The organism is Acidimicrobiales bacterium (assembly GCA_025455885.1).
Lineage (GTDB): Bacteria > Actinomycetota > Acidimicrobiia > Acidimicrobiales > Acidimicrobilacustridaceae > Rhabdothermincola_A.
Genome location: JALOLR010000028.1, coordinates 1 through 17,738, shown reverse-complemented (window position 1 = coordinate 17,738; position 17,738 = coordinate 1). Strand labels below are relative to the sequence as shown.

Genomic DNA, 17,738 nt, shown 5'->3' with positions numbered 1-17,738 from the left:
ACACCACCAGGATCGCCCCGTCGACCTGGGCCGCACCGGTGATCATGTTCTTGATGTAGTCGGCGTGGCCGGGCATGTCGACGTGGGCGTAGTGACGGTTCTCCGTCTCGTACTCCACGTGCGAGATGTTGATCGTGATGCCCCGCTCCCGCTCCTCGGGCGCCTTGTCGATGTTCGCGAACTCGGATCGCCGCCGTCAGCGTCGTCTTGCCGTGGTCGATGTGGCCCATCGTCCCGACGTTCGCATGGGGCTTGGTCCGCTCGAACTTCTCACGCGCCATCGTGGTGTCTCCTGTGTGTGTCCGTGCCGAGGCGATTCGGGCCGGGGCGACTTGGTGGGGTTGGGGGCTGCGGGCTCGGGCCCGGGTTCACTGGCCGCGGACGCGGCTGACGATCTCTTCCTGCACGTTCGACGGCATCTGCTGGTAGGAGTCGAACTGCATGGTGTAGGTGGCTCGACCCTGGGTGCGCGAACGAAGGTCGGTAGCGTAACCGAACATCTCCGACAGGGGCACCTGGGCCCGGATGATCTGGCTGTTGCCGCGCTGCTCCATGCCGCCGAGCTTGCCGCGACGCGAGGACAGGTCGCCCATGACGTCGCCCATGAAGTCGTCGGGCGTGGACACCTCGACGCTCATGATCGGCTCGAGGAGGATGGGCTTGGCCTTGCGGGCGGCTTCCTTGAAGGCCATCGTCCCGGCGATCTTGAACGCCATCTCCGAGGAGTCCACGTCGTGGTACTTGCCGTCGGTGAGGATGGCCCTCACGTCGACGGTCTGGTAGCCGGCCAGGACCCCCGAGGTCATGGCCTGCTGGATGCCGGCGTCGATGGAGGGGATGTACTCCTTCGGGATGCGCCCACCGGTGATCTGGTCGACGAACTCGTACCCGCCACCGGGGCCGGTGGTCTCGAGCGAGATCGTGACCTCGGCGAACTGCCCGGAGCCACCGGTCTGCTTCTTGTGGGTGTAGGTCGACTTCTCGACCTTGGTGCTGATGGTCTCACGGTAGGCCACCTGCGGCTTGCCGACCGTGGCGTCGACCTTGAACTCGCGCAGCATGCGGTCGACGAGCACCTCGAGGTGCAGCTCGCCCATGCCGGAGATGACCGTCTCACCGGTCTCCTCGTCGGTGCGCACCTGGAAGGTCGGGTCCTCCTCGGACAGCGAGTAGAGGGCCTTCGACATCTTGTCCTGGTCGACCTTGGTCTTGGGCTCGACGGCGACGTGGATCACCGGCTCGGGGAAGACGAGCTCCTCGAGCACGATCGGGTTGGCCGGGTCGCAGAGGGTGTCGCCGGTCTTGGTGTTCTTGAAGCCGATGCCGGCCACGATGTCGCCGGCGAAGACCTCGTCGCGGTCCTCGCGATCGTTGGCGTGCATCTCGAGGATGCGGCCGATGCGCTCCTTGTTCTGCGTCCGGGCGTTGAGCACCTGGGCGCCCTTCTCGAGGTGTCCGCTGTAGACCCGGAAGTAGGTGAGCTTGCCGACGTGGGGGTCCGTCATGATCTTGAAGGCGAGGGCCGCGAAGGGCTCGTCGTCGCCGGCCTTGCGCTCGAGGTCGGTGTCGCCCTTCAGGTTGGTGCCCTGCACCGGCGGGAGGTCGAGCGGCGACGGCAGGTACCAGACGACGGCGTCGAGCAGCGGCTGGACGCCCTTGTTCTTGAACGCCGTGCCGTTGAGGATCGGGACGACCTCGCCGGACAGGGTTGCCTTGCGGATGGCGGCGCGCAGCTCGTCGACGCCGATCTCCTCCTCGGCGACGAACTTCTCGAGCAGGTCCTCGTCGACGGTGGCGACGGTCTCGAGCAGCTCGGCCCGGTAGGCCTCGGCGTCGGCGAGGAGATCGGCGGGGATCTCCTGGACCTCCCACTTCGCCCCGAGCTCCTCGTCGAGCCAGACGATGGCGTCCATGGTGACGAGGTCGATCACGCCCTTGTAGTGGCCCTCGGCGCCGATGGGGAGCTGCAGGACGGCGGTCGTGCAGTCGAGGCGGTCCTTGATCGTCTCGAGCACCCGGAAGAAGTCGGCGCCCAGACGGTCCATCTTGTTGACGAAGCAGAGCCGGGGGACGTTGTACTTGTTGGCCTGGCGCCACACCGTCTCGGTCTGGGGCTCCACACCGGCCACGCCGTCGAAGACGGCGACGGCGCCGTCGAGCACCCGCAGCGAGCGCTCCACCTCGACGGTGAAGTCGACGTGGCCGGGCGTGTCGATGATGTTGATGCGGTGGTCGTTCCAGTGGCAGGTGGTCGCCGCGGACGTGATGGTGATGCCGCGCTCCTGCTCCTGGACCATCCAGTCCATCGTGGCGCCGCCGTCGTGCACCTCACCGATCTTGTAGTTCTTGCCGGTGTAGTAGAGGATGCGCTCGGTCGTGGTGGTCTTGCCGGCATCGATGTGAGCCATGATCCCGATGTTGCGGGTTCGCTCGAGGGGGAAGGTGCGGGCGGCCATCGTTCGTTCCTGTGTCGTCGTCGTTCGCGGTCGTCGGGGGGTGGGATCGGCTGGGAGGCCTCGGGGGGTCGACCCGACGGGTGTCGGGCGCGCCCTCGACGCCGGCGGCGAACGCCGGACGCCTACCAGCGGTAGTGGGCGAAGGCCTTGTTGGAGTCGGCCATCTTGTGGATGTCCTCGCGGCGCTTCACCGCGGCGCCGACGCCGTTGCTGGCGTCGAGCAGCTCGTTGGCGAGGCGTTCGGCCATGGTGCGCTCACGGCGCTGCCGGGCGTAGCCGACGATCCAACGGATGGCGAGGGTGTTCGACCGGCGGGGCCGGACCTCGACAGGGACCTGGTAGGTCGCACCACCTACACGGCGGCTGCGCACCTCGAGCTGCGGCTTCACGCCGTCGACGGCCCGCTTGAGCGTGGCGATCGGCTCGGCACCGGTCTTGGCCTCGATGATGTCGAGGGCGTCGTAGACGATCTTCTCGGCGGTGGAGCGCTTCCCGCGCTGGAGGACCTTGTTCACGAGCTGGGTGACGACCACCGACCGGTAGATCGGGTCGGGCATCAGCTCACGGCGGGGGGCGGGACCCTTGCGGGGCACGTCAGCTCTCCTTCTTGGCGCCGTAGCGGCTACGGGCCTGCTTGCGGTCGCGCACGCCCGAGGTGTCGAGGGTGCCGCGGATGATCTTGTAGCGGACACCGGGGAGGTCCTTCACCCGGCCGCCGCGGACGAGCACGATGGAGTGCTCCTGGAGGTTGTGGCCCTCGCCGGGGATGTAGGCGGTGACCTCGATGCCGCTGGTGAGGCGCACGCGAGCGACCTTGCGCAGGGCGGAGTTCGGCTTCTTCGGGGTGGTGGTGTACACCCGGGTGCACACACCCCGCCGCTGCGGAGCGCCCTTCAGGGCGGGCGTCTTGGCCTTGGCGGGCTTCGACTGGCGCCCCTTGCGGACCAGCTGCTGGATCGTGGGCACGACGGACCTTTCTCGGAGATTGCGCTGCGTCTGGCGCCACCGGCGCCGACGGGGCCGGACGCGGGGGCGATGGAGTTCGTGGTCGGCGCGGTGCGGTGCGCCAGAGCCGACTGGCAATGCTAGAGGGGCGGCGGCGATTCCGGCAAGACGCCGGGATCCCGCCGGCGGCGGCACGGGGCCACCGCCGGCGCAGGGATCAGCCGGCGTGCTCCTCCCCGGTGACCAGGTCGATCACCTGGGCGTCGGGCACCTCGTCGCCGGTGGAGGCCAGATCGCCCTGGCCGGCGACGAGGTCGGCGGCGTCGGCGCCACTGCGGCTGGCGAGCCACTCGGCGATGTCGGCCTCGTCGTCGGGGGCCGAGGAGTAGAACTCCATCGGCTGGTAGTCGGGCGCCGAGGCCGTGATCTCCCGGTAGACCGGCATGCCGGTGCCCGCCGGGATGAGCTTGCCGATGATGATGTTCTCCTTGAGGCCGACCAGCGAGTCGCTGCGCGACTCGATCGCGGCCTCGGTGAGCACCCGGGTCGTCTCCTGGAACGACGCCGCCGCTTGGTGATGCCCATCATCTCGGGACGGCCCTCGGCCGGGACCTGGTTCTCGAGCACCAGCGCCCGGTTGACGTCGCGGTAGACCTTCTGGTCGACCCGCTCACCGGGGAGGAAATCGGAGTCACCCGGCTCCTGCACCGCGATCTTGCGCGTCATCTGGCGCACGATCAGCTCGATGTGCTTGTCGTGGATGGGGACGCCCTGGTCTCGGTAGACCTTCTGCACCTCCATCACCAGGTACTGCTGGGTCTCCTGGATGCCCTTGATCTCGAGGAGCTCCTTGGGGTCGCGGGGACCGTCCACGATCGGATCGCCGGCCCGGATCTCCTGGCCGTCGGTGACCTCGAGCCGGGCCAGGCTCGGGACGGTGTAGGACTCCTCGTCGCCGTCGTCGGACACGACGGTGATGACCCGGCCCTTGCCCTCGTCGTCGGCGATGCGCACCACACCGGACGTGCGGGACAGGGTCGCCTTGCCCTTCGGGCTGCGGGCCTCGAAGAGCTCGACCACACGGGGCAGACCGCCGGCGATGTCGCCACCGGCGCCCGCCACACCACCGGTGTGGAAGGTCCGCATCGTGAGCTGGGTGCCGGGCTCCCCGATCGACTGGGCGGCGATGACGCCCACCGCCTCGCCGACCTCGATGAGCTTGCCGGTGGCCAGCGACAGCCCGTAGGACGCCGCCGAGATGCCGTGCTCGGAATCGTCGGTGAGCGGCGAGAGCACCCGCACCCGGGTGACCCCGGGGTCGTCGCGCAGGATCGCCATCTCGTCGTCGCCGACGAGGGTGCCCTTGGGCATGACGCTGCCGTCGGCCAGCTCGACGTCGTCGGCGAGCGTGCGGCTGTAGAGACGGGTCTCGAGCCAGGCCCGCTGACCGGGACGGTCCGGGCCGATGTCCTCGAGCCAGATGCCGCGGACCGGGCCACCGGTGGCGAACGGGTCCTCGTCGTTGATGATCAGCTCCTGGGCCACGTCGACGAGACGCCGCGTCAGGTAGCCGGAGTCGGCGGTGCGCAGGGCGGTGTCGACCAGTCCCTTCCGGGCGCCGGGGGTGGCGATGAAGTACTCGAGCATCGAGAGGCCTTCGCGGAAGTTCGACTTGATCGGTCGGGGGATCATGTCGCCACGGGGGTTGGCCACGAGACCGCGCATGCCGGCGATCTGACGGACCTGCATCATGTTCCCGCGGGCTCCCGAACCCACCATCATCTCGATGGGGTTGAACTTGGTGGCCTTCAGGGCGGCCTCCATCTTCACCTTCACCTCGTCGGTGGCGGTGGTCCAGATCTCGACCTCCTTCTGGCGCCGCTCACCATCGGTGATGATGCCCCGACGGAACTGCACCTCGACCTTGTCGGCCTCCTTCTCGTGCTTGTCGAGGATCTCCTGCTTCTCGCCCGGCGTGCGGACGTCCTCGATCGAGATGGTGAGACCGGACTTGGAGGCGTAGCGGTAGCAGAGGTCCTTCATGCGGTCGAGCGCCCCCGCGACGTCGGCCTTCGGGTAGTTGTGGGCCAGCTCGTCGACGATGCGGCCCATGACCTTCTTGTCGACGCGCAGGTTCTGGAACTCGAAGCCCGCCGGCAGGGCGGTGTTGAAGAACACCCGGCCCGGGGTGGTGACGAGGTAGGCGGGGCGCCCGTCGTCGGTGGTGCCCACCACGGTCTCGGGGGTGCGCAGCTCGATGCTGGCGTGCAGCGCCACGTCACCGGCCTCGTAGGCCCGCTCGATCTCCTCGAGCGTGCGGAACACCCGCCCGGAGCCGGCCGCGTCGTCGAGCTGCTCGGTGAGGTAGTAGGCACCGATGATGAGGTCCTGGGTCGGGGTGACCAGAGGACGACCGTCGGCCGGCGACAGGATGTTGTTGGCCGACAGCATCAGCACGCGGGCCTCGGCCTGGGCCTCGGCCGACAGCGGCAGGTGCACGGCCATCTGGTCGCCGTCGAAGTCGGCGTTGAAGGCGTGGCACACCAGCGGGTGGATCTGGATGGCCTTGCCCTCGACGAGCACGGGCTCGAAGGCCTGGATGCCGAGGCGGTGCAGGGTGGGCGCCCGGTTCAACAGCACCGGGTGCTCCTTGATGACCTCCTCGAGCACGTCCCAGACCTGCGGCCGGCGCCGCTCGACCATGCGCTTGGCCGACTTGATGTTCTGGGCCACCTCGGAGTCGACCAGCTTCTTCATGACGAAGGGCTTGAACAGCTCGAGAGCCATCAGCTTGGGGAGGCCGCACTGGTGGAGCTTGAGCGTGGGGCCGACCACGATGACCGAACGGCCCGAGTAGTCGACGCGCTTGCCGAGCAGGTTCTGGCGGAAGCGGCCCTGCTTGCCCTTCAACATGTCGGACAGCGACTTCAGGGGGCGGTTGCCCGGCCCGGTGACCGGTCGGCCGCGGCGGCCGTTGTCGAACAGCGCGTCGACCGCCTCCTGGAGCATCCGCTTCTCGTTGTTGACGATGATCTCGGGGGCGCCGAGGTCGAGCAACCGCTTGAGGCGGTTGTTGCGGTTGATGACCCGGCGGTAGAGGTCGTTCAGGTCGGAGGTGGCGAAGCGGCCGCCGTCGAGCTGGACCATGGGGCGCAGCTCCGGCGGGATCACCGGGACGACGTCGAGGATCATGGCCCTCGGGTCGTTGACCCGGCGGCCGTGGTCGTCACGGCGGTTGAACGCCGACACGATCTTGAGACGCTTGATGGCCTTCTGCTTGCGCTGGGCCGAGAGCGGCTTCTGCCCGTCCGGCGGGTCGATCTGGGTGCGCAGGATCACCTCGTCGGCGTCGAGGTCGATGCGGTCGACGAGTCGGGCGATGGCGTCGGCGCCCATCCCGCCCTCGAAGTAGTCGCCGTAGCGATCCTGCAGCTCACGCCACAGCATCTCGTCCTCGATGATCTTGCGGGGGAAGAGGTCCTTGAACTCCTCGAAGGCCCGGGTGACCAGGTCGAGCTCCATCTCGTAGCGCTCTCGGATCCCCTGGAGGTCCTTCTCGCTGGCCCGCTGGCGGGCCTTGACGTCGGAGTCCTTGGCCCCTTCGGCCTCGAGCTCGGCGAGCTCGGTCTCGAGCGCCTCGAACCGCTTCGCCAGCTCGACCTCGCGCTCCTTTTCGATGACGTCGCGCTCGGCGAGCATCTCGGCCTCGAGGTTGGCGAGCTCGTCGTGACGACGCTCCTCGTCCACCCAGGTCACGAGGTTGGCGGCGAAGTAGATGACCTTCTCGAGCTGCTTGGCCTTCAGCTCCTCGCGGGCCTCGGTGCCCATGAGCAGGTACGCCAGCCAGGAGCGGGTGCCACGGAGGTACCAGATGTGCACGACCGGGGCGGCCAGCTCGATGTGGCCCATGCGCTCGCGCCGGACCTTCGAGCGCGTCACCTCGACGCCGCAGCGCTCGCAGATGATGCCCTTGAACCGCACCCGCTTGTACTTGCCGCAGTAGCACTCCCAGTCCTTGGTCGGACCGAAGATCTTCTCGCAGAAGAGCCCGTCCTTCTCCGGCTTGAGGGTGCGGTAGTTGATGGTCTCCGGCTTCTTGACCTCGCCGTTGGACCACGTGCGGATCGAGTCGGCCGTGGCCAGACCGATGCGCAGCTGATCGAAGTTGTTCACGTCGAGCATGGGCATTCCCTCAGCTCCTCTCCGCCTGGCGGCGGGCGTCCTCTTCGTCGCTGCCCCGCTCGGGCCGCGAGATGTCGATGCCGAGCTCCTCGGCCGTTCTGAAGATGTCCTCGTCGAGCTCACGCATCTCGATCTCCTCACCGGTGGTGGAGAGGACCTCGACGTTGAGGCACAGGGCCTGCATCTCCTTGATGAGCACCTTGAAGCTCTCCGGGATGCCGGGCTCGGGGATGTTCTCGCCCTTGACGATGGCCTCGTAGACCTTGACGCGGCCGAGCACGTCGTCGGACTTGATGGTGAGCAGCTCCTGCAGGCAGTAGGCGGCGCCGTAGGCCTCGAGGGCCCACACCTCCATCTCGCCGAAGCGCTGGCCGCCGAACTGCGCCTTCCCGCCCAGCGGCTGCTGGGTGATCATCGAGTAGGGGCCGGTGGACCGGGCGTGGATCTTGTCGTCCACGAGGTGGGCGAGCTTCAGGATGTAGACGACGCCGACGGTGATCGGGTTGTCGTAGGGCTCGCCGGTGCGCCCGTTGTAGAGCGTGGTCTTGCCGTCGTCCTGCATGAGGCGGCCGTTGTCGCCGTAGCGGCTGTCGGTCGCCTCGGGCTGCAGGTTCTGGAAGATCTTCTGGATCGTCGGGTGCTTCCCGGCGCCCTCGAGCTCGTCCCAGTGGGCGCCGTCGAAGACCGGCGTGGCCACGAGGGTCGACGGCGGCGTCGTGGGCCGCGTCTTGCTCTCGGTGCCCCGGGTGGGCTCGTCGCCGACGGTGGTGCCGTCGATCGACCAGCCGTAGCGGGCCGCGTAGCCGAGGTGGGCCTCGAGAACCTGGCCGACGTTCATGCGGCTCGGCACGCCGAGGGGGTTCAACACGATGTCGACCGGGGTGCCGTCGGCCATGAAGGGCATGTCCTCGATCGGGAGGATCTTGGAGATCACCCCCTTGTTGCCGTGGCGGCCGGCGAGCTTGTCGCCCACGCTGATCTTGCGCTTCTGACCCACGTAGACCCGCACGAGCTGGTTGACGCCCGGGGGGAGCTCGTGGCTCTCGTCGCGGCTGAACACCTTGACGTCGATGACCTTGCCGGTCTCACCGTGGGGCACCTTGAGCGACGTGTCGCGCACCTCACGGGCCTTCTCGCCGAAGATGGCCCGCAGGAGCCGCTCCTCCGGGGTGAGCTCGGTCTCGCCCTTCGGGGTGACCTTGCCGACGAGCACGTCACCGGGGCCGACCTCGGCTCCGACGCGGATGATGCCGCGCTCATCGAGGTCGGCGAGGATCTCCTCGGAGAGGTTCGGGATGTCCCGGGTGATCTCCTCCGGGCCGAGCTTGGTGTCACGGGCCGCTCGGAGAGGATGATGGCGTCCTCGAAGTTGTAGCCCTCCCACGGCATGAAGGCCACGACGAGGTTCTTGCCGAGCGCGAGCTCGCCGTTGTCGGTGGAGGGGCCGTGGGCGAGGATGTCGCCCTTGGCCACCTTCTGGCCCTCGACGACGATCGGCTTCTGGTTGATGCAGGTGTCCTGGTTGGAGCGCTCGAACTTGAGCAGTCGGTAGACCTTGCGCCGACCGCCCTTGTACTCGACCTCGATGACGTTGCCGTCGACCTCGCTGACGACGCCGTCGTCCTCGGCGATGATCATGTCGGCGGCGTCACGGGCGGCGCGGGACTCGATGCCCGTGCCGATGTAGGGCGCCTCGGCCCGCAGAAGAGGGACGGCCTGGCGCTGCATGTTGGCGCCCATCAGCGCCCGGTTGGCGTCGTCGTGCTCGAGGAACGGGATGAGGGCGGTCGCCACCGAGACGATCTGCTTCGGGGAGACGTCCATGAGCTGGACCTCCTTCGGCGGCACCGAGGAGATCTCCGTGGTGGCGCCGAAGAAGACGTCGCGCTCGAGCTGGAGCTTGAGGTCGCCGAGGGTCGCCGCCTGGGGCGAGCGACGGACGAGGACGCGGTCGGCCTTGAAGCTGCCGTCGGGGTTGAGAGGGGCGTTCGCCTGGGCGACGACGTACTCCTCCTCCTCGTCGGCGGCGAGGTACACGATCTCGTCGGTCACCTTGCCGTCGATGACCTTGCGGTACGGCGACTCGATGAACCCGAACTCGTTGACGCGGGCGAAGGTGGCCAGCGCGCCGATGAGGCCGATGTTCGGGCCCTCCGGCGTCTCGATCGGGCACATGCGGCCGTAGTGGCTGAAGTGCACGTCACGGACCTCGAACCCGGCCCGCTCGCGCGACAGCCCGCCCGGTCCGAGCGCCGACAGGCGACGCCGGTGGGTGAGGCCCGACAGCGGGTTGACCTGGTCCATGAACTGCGAGAGCTGCGAGGTGCCGAAGAACTCCTTGATCGCCGCCACGACCGGGCGGATGTTGATCAGGGTCTGGGGCGTGATGGCCTCGACGTCCTGGGTGGTCATGCGCTCGCGCACCACCCGCTCCATGCGCGACAGCCCGATGCGGACCTGGTTCTGGATCAGCTCGCCGACCGACCGGATCCGGCGGTTGGCGAAGTGGTCCTGGTCGTCGAGGCGGTAGCCGGGCTCGGCGTTGACGAGGTTCAGCAGGTAGGTGGTGGCGGCGAGGACCTCGGCCGGCGTGAGGACCGGCTGGTCCAGCTCGGGCTTCTCGAGGGTGATGCCGAAGAGGTTCTCGAGGCGGTCGAGCTCGGGGCCCAGCTTGCGGTTGAGCTTGTAGCGGCCGACCCGGGACAGGTCGTAGCGGCGGTTCTCGAAGAAGGCGTTGCGGAAGTAGGCCTTGGCCGACTCGACCGACGGCGGCTCACCCGGGCGGGCCCGCTTGTAGATCTCGACGAGCGCCTCGTCCTGGGTGGGGGCCAGCTCGCGGTCCTTCTCCCACTGCCCCTCGAGGAAGTCGAAGTGGCGCACGAAGCGGTCGAGGAACCCCGGGTAGTTCTCCTCGTCGTAGCCGAGCGCCCGCAGCAGCACGAAGAGGCTGAGGCGGCGCTTGCGGGCCACGCGGGCGCCGGCGGTGACGTCCTTGCCCGGCTTCTGCTCGACGTCGAACTCGATCCACTCGCCCCGGTAGGGGTGGATCGTGCCGGTGACGAGCTGGTGCTTGCTCAGGTTGCGGAGCCGGTAGCGCTCACCGGGCTGGAAGATGACGCCCGGCGACCGCACGAGCTGGGAGACCACGACCCGCTCGGTGCCGTTGATCACGAACGTGCCCTTGTCCGTCATCATCGGGAAGTCCCCCATGAAGACGGTCTGCTCCTTGATCTCGCCGGTGGTGGCGTTCATGAAGCGCGCCCGGACGAAGATCGGGGCGGAGAAGGTCATGTCCTTCTCCTTGCACTCCTCCACCGAGAACTTCGGCGGTGGCCGCAGGTCCTCGTCCTCGGGATCGAACTCCAGCTCGAGCTGGAGGGTCTCGGTGAAGTCCTTGATCGGGCTGATGTCCCGGAAGGTCTCGGCCAGCCCCTGGTGCAGGAACCATTCGAAGGACTCCCGCTGGATGGCGATCAGATCGGGGAGGGCGAGGACCTCGTCGAGGTTGGCGAACGTATAGCGTTCCCGGACGGACGAGCGTGCAGGCAAGGATGACTCCTCGGTAGGAGGGGTGTGGTTCGTGCCGACCTACAGGCGCGACGGCGTCACGACGGAAACGACGATGACGGCCAACGTGGCGCAGCGGGCGAGCACGGCAACGCGTCAGCATAGAGGGGACGCGGAAAGAAGAGCAACCCGGGAGATCCGACCAGCGGATCCGGGTGCTCACTCGGGGGATCATCCACTTCTACCCCGGTCAGATTGGGACGAACCCTAAGCCGAACACGCCGAACAGGTCAAGGAACTGTACTGATGGCGTCCTCGTCGGCTCCGCCGCCTCGGCACGCAGTGCGGGACGGGACGCTGGCGCTTCCCCCGCCCCGCCCGGCCCGGATCGCCGGGCAGCGCACCCCGGCCACGGCGCCCTCGTCGGCTCCGTCGCCTCGGCACGCGGTGCGGAACGGGACGCTGGCGCTTCCCCCGCCCCGCCCGGCCCGGATCACCGGGCAGCGCACCCCGGCCACGGCGTCCTCGTCGGCTCCGTCGCCTCGGCACGCGGTGCGGGGCGGGACGCGGGCTTCCCCGGAGCGCGACGAGGGCCCGCCCCGCAGGACGGACCCTCCGAACGTCGATGGCGCACGAGGTATCGCCCCGCGCGGTGGGGCTACTTGAGCTCGACCGAGCCGCCGGCGCCCTCGAGGGCCTCCTTGGCCTTCTCGGCGTCTTCCTTGCTGGCCTTCTCGAGCACGGTGCTGGGGGCGCCGTCCACGAGGTCCTTGGCCTCCTTGAGACCGAGGCTGGTGAGCGAGCGCACCTCCTTGATGACCTGAATCTTCTTGTCACCGGCGGCGGTGAGCACGACGTCGAACTCGTCCTGCTCGGCGGCGGCGGCATCCCCGCCACCACCGGCGGCGGGCGCGGCGGCCACGGCCGCGACCGGCGCGGCGGCGGTGACGCCGAACTTCTCCTCGAACTCCTTGAGCAGCTCGCTCAGCTCGAGCACGCTCATGTTGGCGATGGACTCGAGGATGTCTTCCTTGGTGGCCATGGTCAGCTCTCCTGGGTGTCGTCGCCGGCCTCGGCCGGGGCGGTGTCGGTCGAGGCGATCGCCTCGGCGGGGTCGGGGGCGTCGGCGGGAGCCTCGGCCGGGGCGGTGTCGGTCGAGGCGATCGCCTCGGCGGAGTCGGGGGCGTCGGCGGGAGCCTCGGCCGGGGTGTCGTCGGCCGCCGCAGGGGCGTCGGCCACGGTCTCGTCGACGGGAGCGTCGACAGCGGTGTCGGTGGGGGCGGGCTCCTCGGCGGCCGCGAGGGCCTCCGAGACCGACGCCGGGGCGCCGGGCGCGCCACCCTCGGCGATGAGGGCGGCCAACCCGTAGGCGAAGTCGCGCGGGACGGCCTGGAGGAGGCCGGCGAACTGCTGCATCGGCGCCGCCATGAGGCCGGCCAACCGGGCCAGCAGCTCCTCACGGGGAGCGACCTCGGCGAGGGCCTTGACCTCGTCGGCGTCGAGGCGGGACTCGCCGAGGATGCCGCCCTTCACCACGAGGTTCGGGTTGCCCTTGGCGAACTCGCGCAGCGCCTTGGCCACCGCGACGGGGTCACCGGCACCGGTTCGCACGAAGGCGATGGCCGTCGGCCCCGTCAACAGGTCGTCGAGCTCGAGACCGAGCTCACGGGTGGCGATGCGCACCAGCGTGTTCTTGTACACCCGGTACTCGCCACCGACGTCGCGAAGCGATCGACGCAGCGAGGCCAGCTCGCTCACGTTGATGCCGCGGTACTCGGTGAGCACGGCCGCATCGGCGTCGGCCAGCTGGGCCTTCACGGCCTCCACCACGGCGACCTTGTCCGGTCTGGGGTTGTCCATCGCACCTCCTCTTTCGTTCTCGCGGGCGCCGCAGCGCACTCTCTCGTGCGCCGGAGCGCTGGGGACCGGGTCGGAGCCCGGGTGTCACCGGGAACGGCGACGGGGTGTCCGCCGCGGTGACGCGCGAACACCCCGTGAGAGGAGAGCGAGCGCCTCGTCCGGGGGGCGGTGGGCCCATTGCACCCCGAGGGGCGACCGGAGGTCTGCGGCGAGCAGGATTCGACTGGGGCCCGAAGGCCGGGGGTGAGGCTAGCGGGAGCGGGCCCGACGAGCCAACCGGTCAGGCAGGGACGGTGTCGTCGACGAGCATCCGGGCCGGATCGACCTTGATGCCGGGGCCCATGGTCGACGACAGGCTGACCCGCCGGAAGTAGCGGCCCTTGGCCGTCGCCGGCTTGGCCTTCTCGAGCTCCTCGAGCACCGCCCGCAAGTTGGCGCCGAGGGCATCGGCCCCGAAGCTCACCTTGCCGATCGGCACGTGGACGTTGCCGTGGCGATCGGTGCGGTACTCCACCTTGCCACCCTTGAAGTCGGCGACGGCCTTGCCGACGTCGGGGGTGACGGTCCCCGTCTTGGGGTTCGGCATGAGCCCCCGTGGGCCGAGCGCCCGGCCGAGCTTGCCGACCTGGGGCATGAGGTCCGGGGTGGCGATGGCGACGTCGAAGTCGAGCATCCCGCCCTCCACCTCGGCGATGAGGTCCTCGGCGCCGACGATGTCGGCGCCGGCCTCGCGGGCGGCGACGGCCGCGTCGCCGCCCGCGAAGACGGCGATCCGGACGTCGGTGCCGGTGCCCGAGGGCAGCCCGACGGTGCCGCGCACCATCTGGTCGGCCTTGCGGGGGTCGACGCCCAGGCGGACCGACAGCTCGACGGTCTCGTCGAAGGCCGCCGGGGCCAGGCTCTTCACCAGGTCCACGGCCTCGGGCGAGGTGTGGAGCTGGTTGCGATCGAAGCGGCGGGCCGCATCGGTGTACTTCTTTCCATGCTTCGCCATGACGGCTCCCTCGGGTCGGGCGCCCCCGGACGGGGACGCGGCGGCCGCGTGGGCGAGGTCGTCCCGACGCGGTTGGTGGCCCACACGGGCCGGTGGATCAGACGACGTCGATGCCCATGGAGCGGGCCGTGCCGGCCACCTGCAGCTTGGCGGCGTCGAGGTCGTTGGCGTTGAGGTCGGGCAGCTTGACCTGGGCGATCTCGGCCACCTGGGCGTCGGTGATCGACCCGGCGGTCTCCTTCGAGGGGTTCTGTGAGCCCTTGTCGAGTCCGGCGGCCTGCTTGATGAGCACCGAGGTCGGCGGGGTCTTCAGGATGAAGGAGAAGGAGCGATCCTCGTAGATCGTGATCTCGACGGGCACGATCGTGCCCTTCTGCGCCTCGGTCTTGGCGTTGTACTCCTTGCAGAAGTCCATGATCGCCACGCCGTGCGGGCCCAGCGCCGTACCGACCGGGGGCGCGGGGTTCGCGCCGCCGGCGGGGATCTGGATCTTCACGACGGCCGTCGCCTTCTTCTTGGCCATGATGTCTCTGCCTGTTCGTCGGCGCAGGCCACAGGTCGGCCGTGCGCGGTTGATCAATGGTGGCGGGTCGCACCGCCGGTGACAACTCCGAGGAGCGGTCCTACAACTTGGCGATCTGGCTGAACTCGAGCTCGACGGGCGTCTCGCGCCCGAAGATGTTCACCAGCACCTTCACCTTGAGCTGGTCCTCGTTGATCTCCACGATCTCGCCGGAGAAGTCGGCGAACGGGCCTTCCTTCACCCGGACGGTCTCGCCCATCTCGTACTCCATGCGGGGCTTGCCCCGCTTCGGGGCGGCGTCCTCGCCCTCGACCTTGACCTGCAGGAAGCTCTCGACGTCCTTGCGCTTCAGCGGCGAGGGCTTGGCGCCCTGGCCCACGAAGCCGGTCACACCCGGGGTGTTGCGCACCACGTACCACGAGTCGTCGTCGAGCTCGCAGCGCACGAGGAGGTAGCCGGGGAAGACCTTCTTCTGGACGACCTGCTTCTTGCCGTTCTTGAACTCGACCACGTCCTCCATGGGGATGACGACCTCGTGGATCGTCTCCTCCATGTTCATCGAGGAGATGCGGGCCTCGAGGTTCTGCTTGACCTTCTTCTCGTAGCCCGACTGGGTGTGCACGACGAACCACATGCCCGGACGGTCATAGGGGCTCTCCGGCTTGGGCCGCTCGGCCTCGAGCAGCTCGTCGGGGTCGAGGACCTCGACGGCGACGCCGCCGTCGTCATCGGAGGCGGCGTCGACGGACCCGGCGGCGTCGACGGTGTCGTCGTCGGTGCTCGGGGTGTCGTCGGTGAGGGAGGTCATGTCAGGCACGGGATCACTTCGCGTTGAACAGTCGGAGGACGAGCTCGGAGAACACCCAGTCGACGCCGAAGATGAACAGCGTGAAGATGACGAGGGTGATGAGCGTGATGAGGGAGTAGTTGAGGGTCTCGGAGCGGGTGGGCCACGCCACCTTCTTCAGCTCGGCGCGGACCTCGTGGGCGAACTGGCGCGGCCCGGTGCGCTCTTCCTTCTGCCGCCCGGCCTGAGGATTGCGCTTGGTGCGCAGGGGTTCGCCGTCGGGGCCGAGCTCGCCTTGGCGCTGGAGCCTGCGCTTCTGTTCACGGTTGAGAGCCACTTGACTTCCCACGGGCTTGGGGGGACGAACGGAGCAGGGCAGGAGGGACTCGAACCCCCAACCGCCGGTTTTGGAGACCGGTGCTCTACCAGTTGAGCTACTGCCCTCGGTGCTACCCGGGCGGGTCAGGGTAGCAGCCACCTCACAGAGGCCGACCCCGGCAGACCGGTCGCCGACAGCCTAGGCCCCGCTCCCCCGACCTGCGAATGCGCCTTCAGCCGGCGAGGCGACGGCTGCGCACCGCCAGGACGAGCGCCCCGCCGACGCCCGCCGCGGCGGTCGCCGCCAGGCCGCCGAGGTAGGCCGCCCGACGCCGGTGGTCGCTCCCGTCCGGCGCCCACCGGGCGGCGTCGAGGCCGTCGTCGAGCGCGTCGAGGAGGTCGGGAGGGGGCTGAAGGGCGAGGTGGCGGGTGGCCGCGAGCTCCCGACGGAGACGGCGGTAGCGGGCGACGTCCGCCTGGCAACGCAGGCACCCGTCGAGGTGCGCCGCGGCCGCGGGCTCGAGCGCCACCCCGTCGACGACGCCCGGTAGCCGCTCGGCGAGGCGGTCACACCGCACGGGAGCCCTCTCCGTCGGAGAGGTCGCGGAGCGCCACGACGTCGCGTAGCTTGCGGCGGGCCCGGTGCAGGCGGACCTTGGCGGCCGACTCCGAGATGCCGAGCTCGACGGCGATGGCCTCGTGGGGAAGGTCGTACACGTCGCGGAGCACCACCACGGCCCGGAGGCGGGGCGGCAGGGCCTGCAGCGCGACGTGGAGGCGGTCGCGGAGCAACTCGTTCTCCGCTCGGCCGACCGGGTCACGGCTGGGGTGGGGGTCGCCGACCGCCATGTCGTCGGTGAGCTCGTCGTGGCGGTGGCGGCGCCGGCGCCCCAGGTGGTTCGAGGCGCAGTTCGCGGTGATCCGGTAGAGCCAGGTCGTGAACTTGGCGTCCCCCCGGAAGCGCCCGATGGCCCGAAAGGCCCGCAGGTAGGTCTCCTGGACGACGTCACGGGCGTCCTCGGCGTCCCCGGTCAGGCGGTGGGCCAGGGTGTAGGTGTCGACGTAGGTGGACCGGACCAGGGCGTCGAAGGCGGTTCGATCGCCGTGGCGGGCCGCCTCGACCAGGGCCGACAGGTGGCTCGACGAGGACTCGTCGCCGGCCTCGGCGAACTGGCCGGCGCGACGAGTCACGTCCGGCGTCGCCTTCAGCCGCTCCTGGGGGAGCGTCAGCGGGTCTCCTTGTGCGCGGTGTGGGCGCGGTCCCACCGGCAGTACTTCTTGAGCTCGATCCGCTCGCGGTCGTTGACCTTGTTCTTGGTCGTGATGTAGTTGCGGCGCTTGCAGACCTGGCACTCCAGGGTGACCTGCACTCGCTTGTCGTTCTTCGGCATGGTTGCTCCTGGTCGGGTGCACGACCCGACGGCGACGGCCCTGCGGGGCCGGAGGGATTGTAGGGCGGAGCGTCCGATGCGCGACCGGCGTCCCGCGGAGGGCTACTTGAGGATCTTGGTGACGCGCACCGTCATCGTCGTGTTGTCGCCCGGCATGCACATCTCCGTGCCCTCCGGCAACGAGATCTGACCCGTCACGTCGGTGGTCCGGAAGAAGAACTGCGGGCGGTAGTTCGCGAAGAACGGCTTGTGACGACCGCCTTCCTCCTTGGTCAGCACGTACACCTGGCCCTCGAACTGCGCGTGGGGGGTGATCGAACCCGGCGCCGCAAGCACCTGGCCGCGCTCGACCTCTTCCTTCTTGGTCCCGCGGAGGAGCGCACCGATGTTGTCGCCCGCCTGGCCCTCGTCGAGCAGCTTGCGGAACATCTCCACACCCGTGCAGGTCGTCTTCTGGGTCGGGCGCAGTCCGACGATCTCGATCTCGTCGCCGGTGTGGACGACGCCCTGTTCCACGCGACCGGTCACCACGGTGCCGCGGCCGGTGATCGTGAACACGTCCTCGATCGGCATGAGGAACGGCTTGTCGGTGTCGCGCTCGGGCTGGGGGATGTAGGAGTCGACGGCGGCCATCAGCTCGAGGATCTGGGCGGTCGCGTCGGCGTCGCCCTCCAGTGCCTTCAGCGCCGAGACCTTCACGACCGGCACGTCGTCGCCCGGGAACTCGTACTCGCTCAACAGCTCACGGACCTCGAGCTCGACGAGGTCCAACAGC

14 protein-coding genes, 1 tRNA gene and 3 pseudogenes are annotated in these 17,738 nt (G+C 69.2%); all 18 read right to left on the bottom strand.

Going from position 1 to position 17,738, the window contains the following annotated elements:
* A pseudogene (locus tag MUE36_15880) lies at positions 1-281 on the bottom strand (GTP-binding protein).
* Between the two features lie 87 nt (positions 282-368).
* A complete protein-coding gene (gene fusA, locus MUE36_15875) occupies positions 369-2,456 on the bottom strand; it encodes an elongation factor G (protein MCU0312408.1) in 2,088 nt (695 codons plus the stop codon).
* Between the two features lie 122 nt (positions 2,457-2,578).
* Entirely contained in the window at positions 2,579-3,049 is a 471-nt protein-coding gene (gene rpsG, locus MUE36_15870; protein MCU0312407.1) for a 30S ribosomal protein S7, read from the bottom strand.
* A 1-nt stretch (position 3,050) separates the two neighbouring features.
* Positions 3,051-3,422: a 30S ribosomal protein S12 gene (rpsL, locus tag MUE36_15865; GenBank protein ID MCU0312406.1), complete on the bottom strand. Its 372-nt coding sequence runs from the start codon at positions 3,420-3,422 to the stop codon at positions 3,051-3,053.
* A gap of 231 nt (positions 3,423-3,653) precedes the next feature.
* On the bottom strand, positions 3,654-7,583 hold the full coding sequence (locus MUE36_15860; protein MCU0312405.1) for a DNA-directed RNA polymerase subunit beta': 3,930 nt from the start codon (positions 7,581-7,583) through the stop codon (positions 3,654-3,656).
* Positions 7,584-7,593: 10 nt separating this feature from the next.
* Positions 7,594-7,938, bottom strand: coding sequence for a hypothetical protein (locus MUE36_15855; GenBank protein ID MCU0312404.1), 345 nt, complete (start codon positions 7,936-7,938; stop codon positions 7,594-7,596).
* Positions 7,939-8,022: 84 nt separating this feature from the next.
* Positions 8,023-11,132, bottom strand: a pseudogene (locus MUE36_15850) (DNA-directed RNA polymerase subunit beta).
* Between the two features lie 616 nt (positions 11,133-11,748).
* Positions 11,749-12,132 carry a 50S ribosomal protein L7/L12 gene (gene rplL, locus MUE36_15845; GenBank protein ID MCU0312403.1) on the bottom strand — a complete coding sequence of 128 codons (384 nt, stop codon included), beginning with the start codon at positions 12,130-12,132 and terminating at the stop codon, positions 11,749-11,751.
* Positions 12,133-12,134: 2 nt separating this feature from the next.
* Positions 12,135-12,950, bottom strand: a complete 816-nt coding sequence (rplJ, locus tag MUE36_15840) for a 50S ribosomal protein L10 (GenBank protein ID MCU0312402.1) — start codon at positions 12,948-12,950, stop codon at positions 12,135-12,137.
* A 280-nt stretch (positions 12,951-13,230) separates the two neighbouring features.
* The gene (gene rplA, locus MUE36_15835) at positions 13,231-13,944 is read right to left on the bottom strand and encodes a 50S ribosomal protein L1 (GenBank protein MCU0312401.1); all 714 of its coding nucleotides are present in this window, start codon (positions 13,942-13,944) and stop codon (positions 13,231-13,233) included.
* 97 nt (positions 13,945-14,041) lie between these two features.
* Positions 14,042-14,467, bottom strand: coding sequence for a 50S ribosomal protein L11 (rplK, locus tag MUE36_15830; protein ID MCU0312400.1), 426 nt, complete (start codon positions 14,465-14,467; stop codon positions 14,042-14,044).
* 100 nt (positions 14,468-14,567) lie between these two features.
* On the bottom strand, positions 14,568-15,275 hold the full coding sequence (gene nusG, locus MUE36_15825) for a transcription termination/antitermination protein NusG (protein MCU0312399.1): 708 nt from the start codon (positions 15,273-15,275) through the stop codon (positions 14,568-14,570).
* 13 nt (positions 15,276-15,288) lie between these two features.
* Positions 15,289-15,591 (bottom strand): preprotein translocase subunit SecE, encoded by a 303-nt coding sequence (secE, locus tag MUE36_15820; GenBank protein ID MCU0312398.1) that lies wholly within the window; start codon positions 15,589-15,591, stop codon positions 15,289-15,291.
* A 34-nt stretch (positions 15,592-15,625) separates the two neighbouring features.
* Positions 15,626-15,698: transfer RNA gene (locus MUE36_15815), tRNA-Trp, on the bottom strand.
* Between the two features lie 107 nt (positions 15,699-15,805).
* On the bottom strand, positions 15,806-16,150 hold the full coding sequence (locus tag MUE36_15810; GenBank protein ID MCU0312397.1) for a hypothetical protein: 345 nt from the start codon (positions 16,148-16,150) through the stop codon (positions 15,806-15,808).
* Entirely contained in the window at positions 16,140-16,763 is a 624-nt protein-coding gene (locus MUE36_15805; GenBank protein MCU0312396.1) for a sigma-70 family RNA polymerase sigma factor, read from the bottom strand. Before MUE36_15805 ends, MUE36_15810 begins: the two co-directional genes overlap by 11 nt.
* Before the next feature lie 35 nt (positions 16,764-16,798).
* Positions 16,799-16,963 carry a 50S ribosomal protein L33 gene (gene rpmG, locus MUE36_15800; GenBank protein ID MCU0312395.1) on the bottom strand — a complete coding sequence of 55 codons (165 nt, stop codon included), beginning with the start codon at positions 16,961-16,963 and terminating at the stop codon, positions 16,799-16,801.
* A 120-nt stretch (positions 16,964-17,083) separates the two neighbouring features.
* A pseudogene (locus MUE36_15795) lies at positions 17,084-17,738 on the bottom strand (EF-Tu/IF-2/RF-3 family GTPase).

Bases quoted from the DNA above. Each gene is read 5' to 3' on its own strand.
- MUE36_15855 (MCU0312404.1), bottom strand. From the start codon at position 7,938: ATGGAGGTGTGGGCCCTCGAGGCCTACGGCGCCGCCTACTGCCTGCAG.
- rplA (MCU0312401.1), bottom strand. From the start codon at position 13,944: ATGGCGAAGCATGGAAAGAAGTACACCGATGCGGCCCGCCGCTTCGAT.
- MUE36_15860 (MCU0312405.1), bottom strand. From the start codon at position 7,583: ATGCTCGACGTGAACAACTTCGATCAGCTGCGCATCGGTCTGGCCACG.
- fusA (MCU0312408.1), bottom strand. From the start codon at position 2,456: ATGGCCGCCCGCACCTTCCCCCTCGAGCGAACCCGCAACATCGGGATC.
- rplL (MCU0312403.1), bottom strand. From the start codon at position 12,132: ATGGCCACCAAGGAAGACATCCTCGAGTCCATCGCCAACATGAGCGTG.
- rplK (MCU0312400.1), bottom strand. From the start codon at position 14,467: ATGGCCAAGAAGAAGGCGACGGCCGTCGTGAAGATCCAGATCCCCGCC.
- nusG (MCU0312399.1), bottom strand. From the start codon at position 15,275: ATGACCTCCCTCACCGACGACACCCCGAGCACCGACGACGACACCGTC.
- rplJ (MCU0312402.1), bottom strand. From the start codon at position 12,950: ATGGACAACCCCAGACCGGACAAGGTCGCCGTGGTGGAGGCCGTGAAG.
- rpmG (MCU0312395.1), bottom strand. From the start codon at position 16,963: ATGCCGAAGAACGACAAGCGAGTGCAGGTCACCCTGGAGTGCCAGGTC.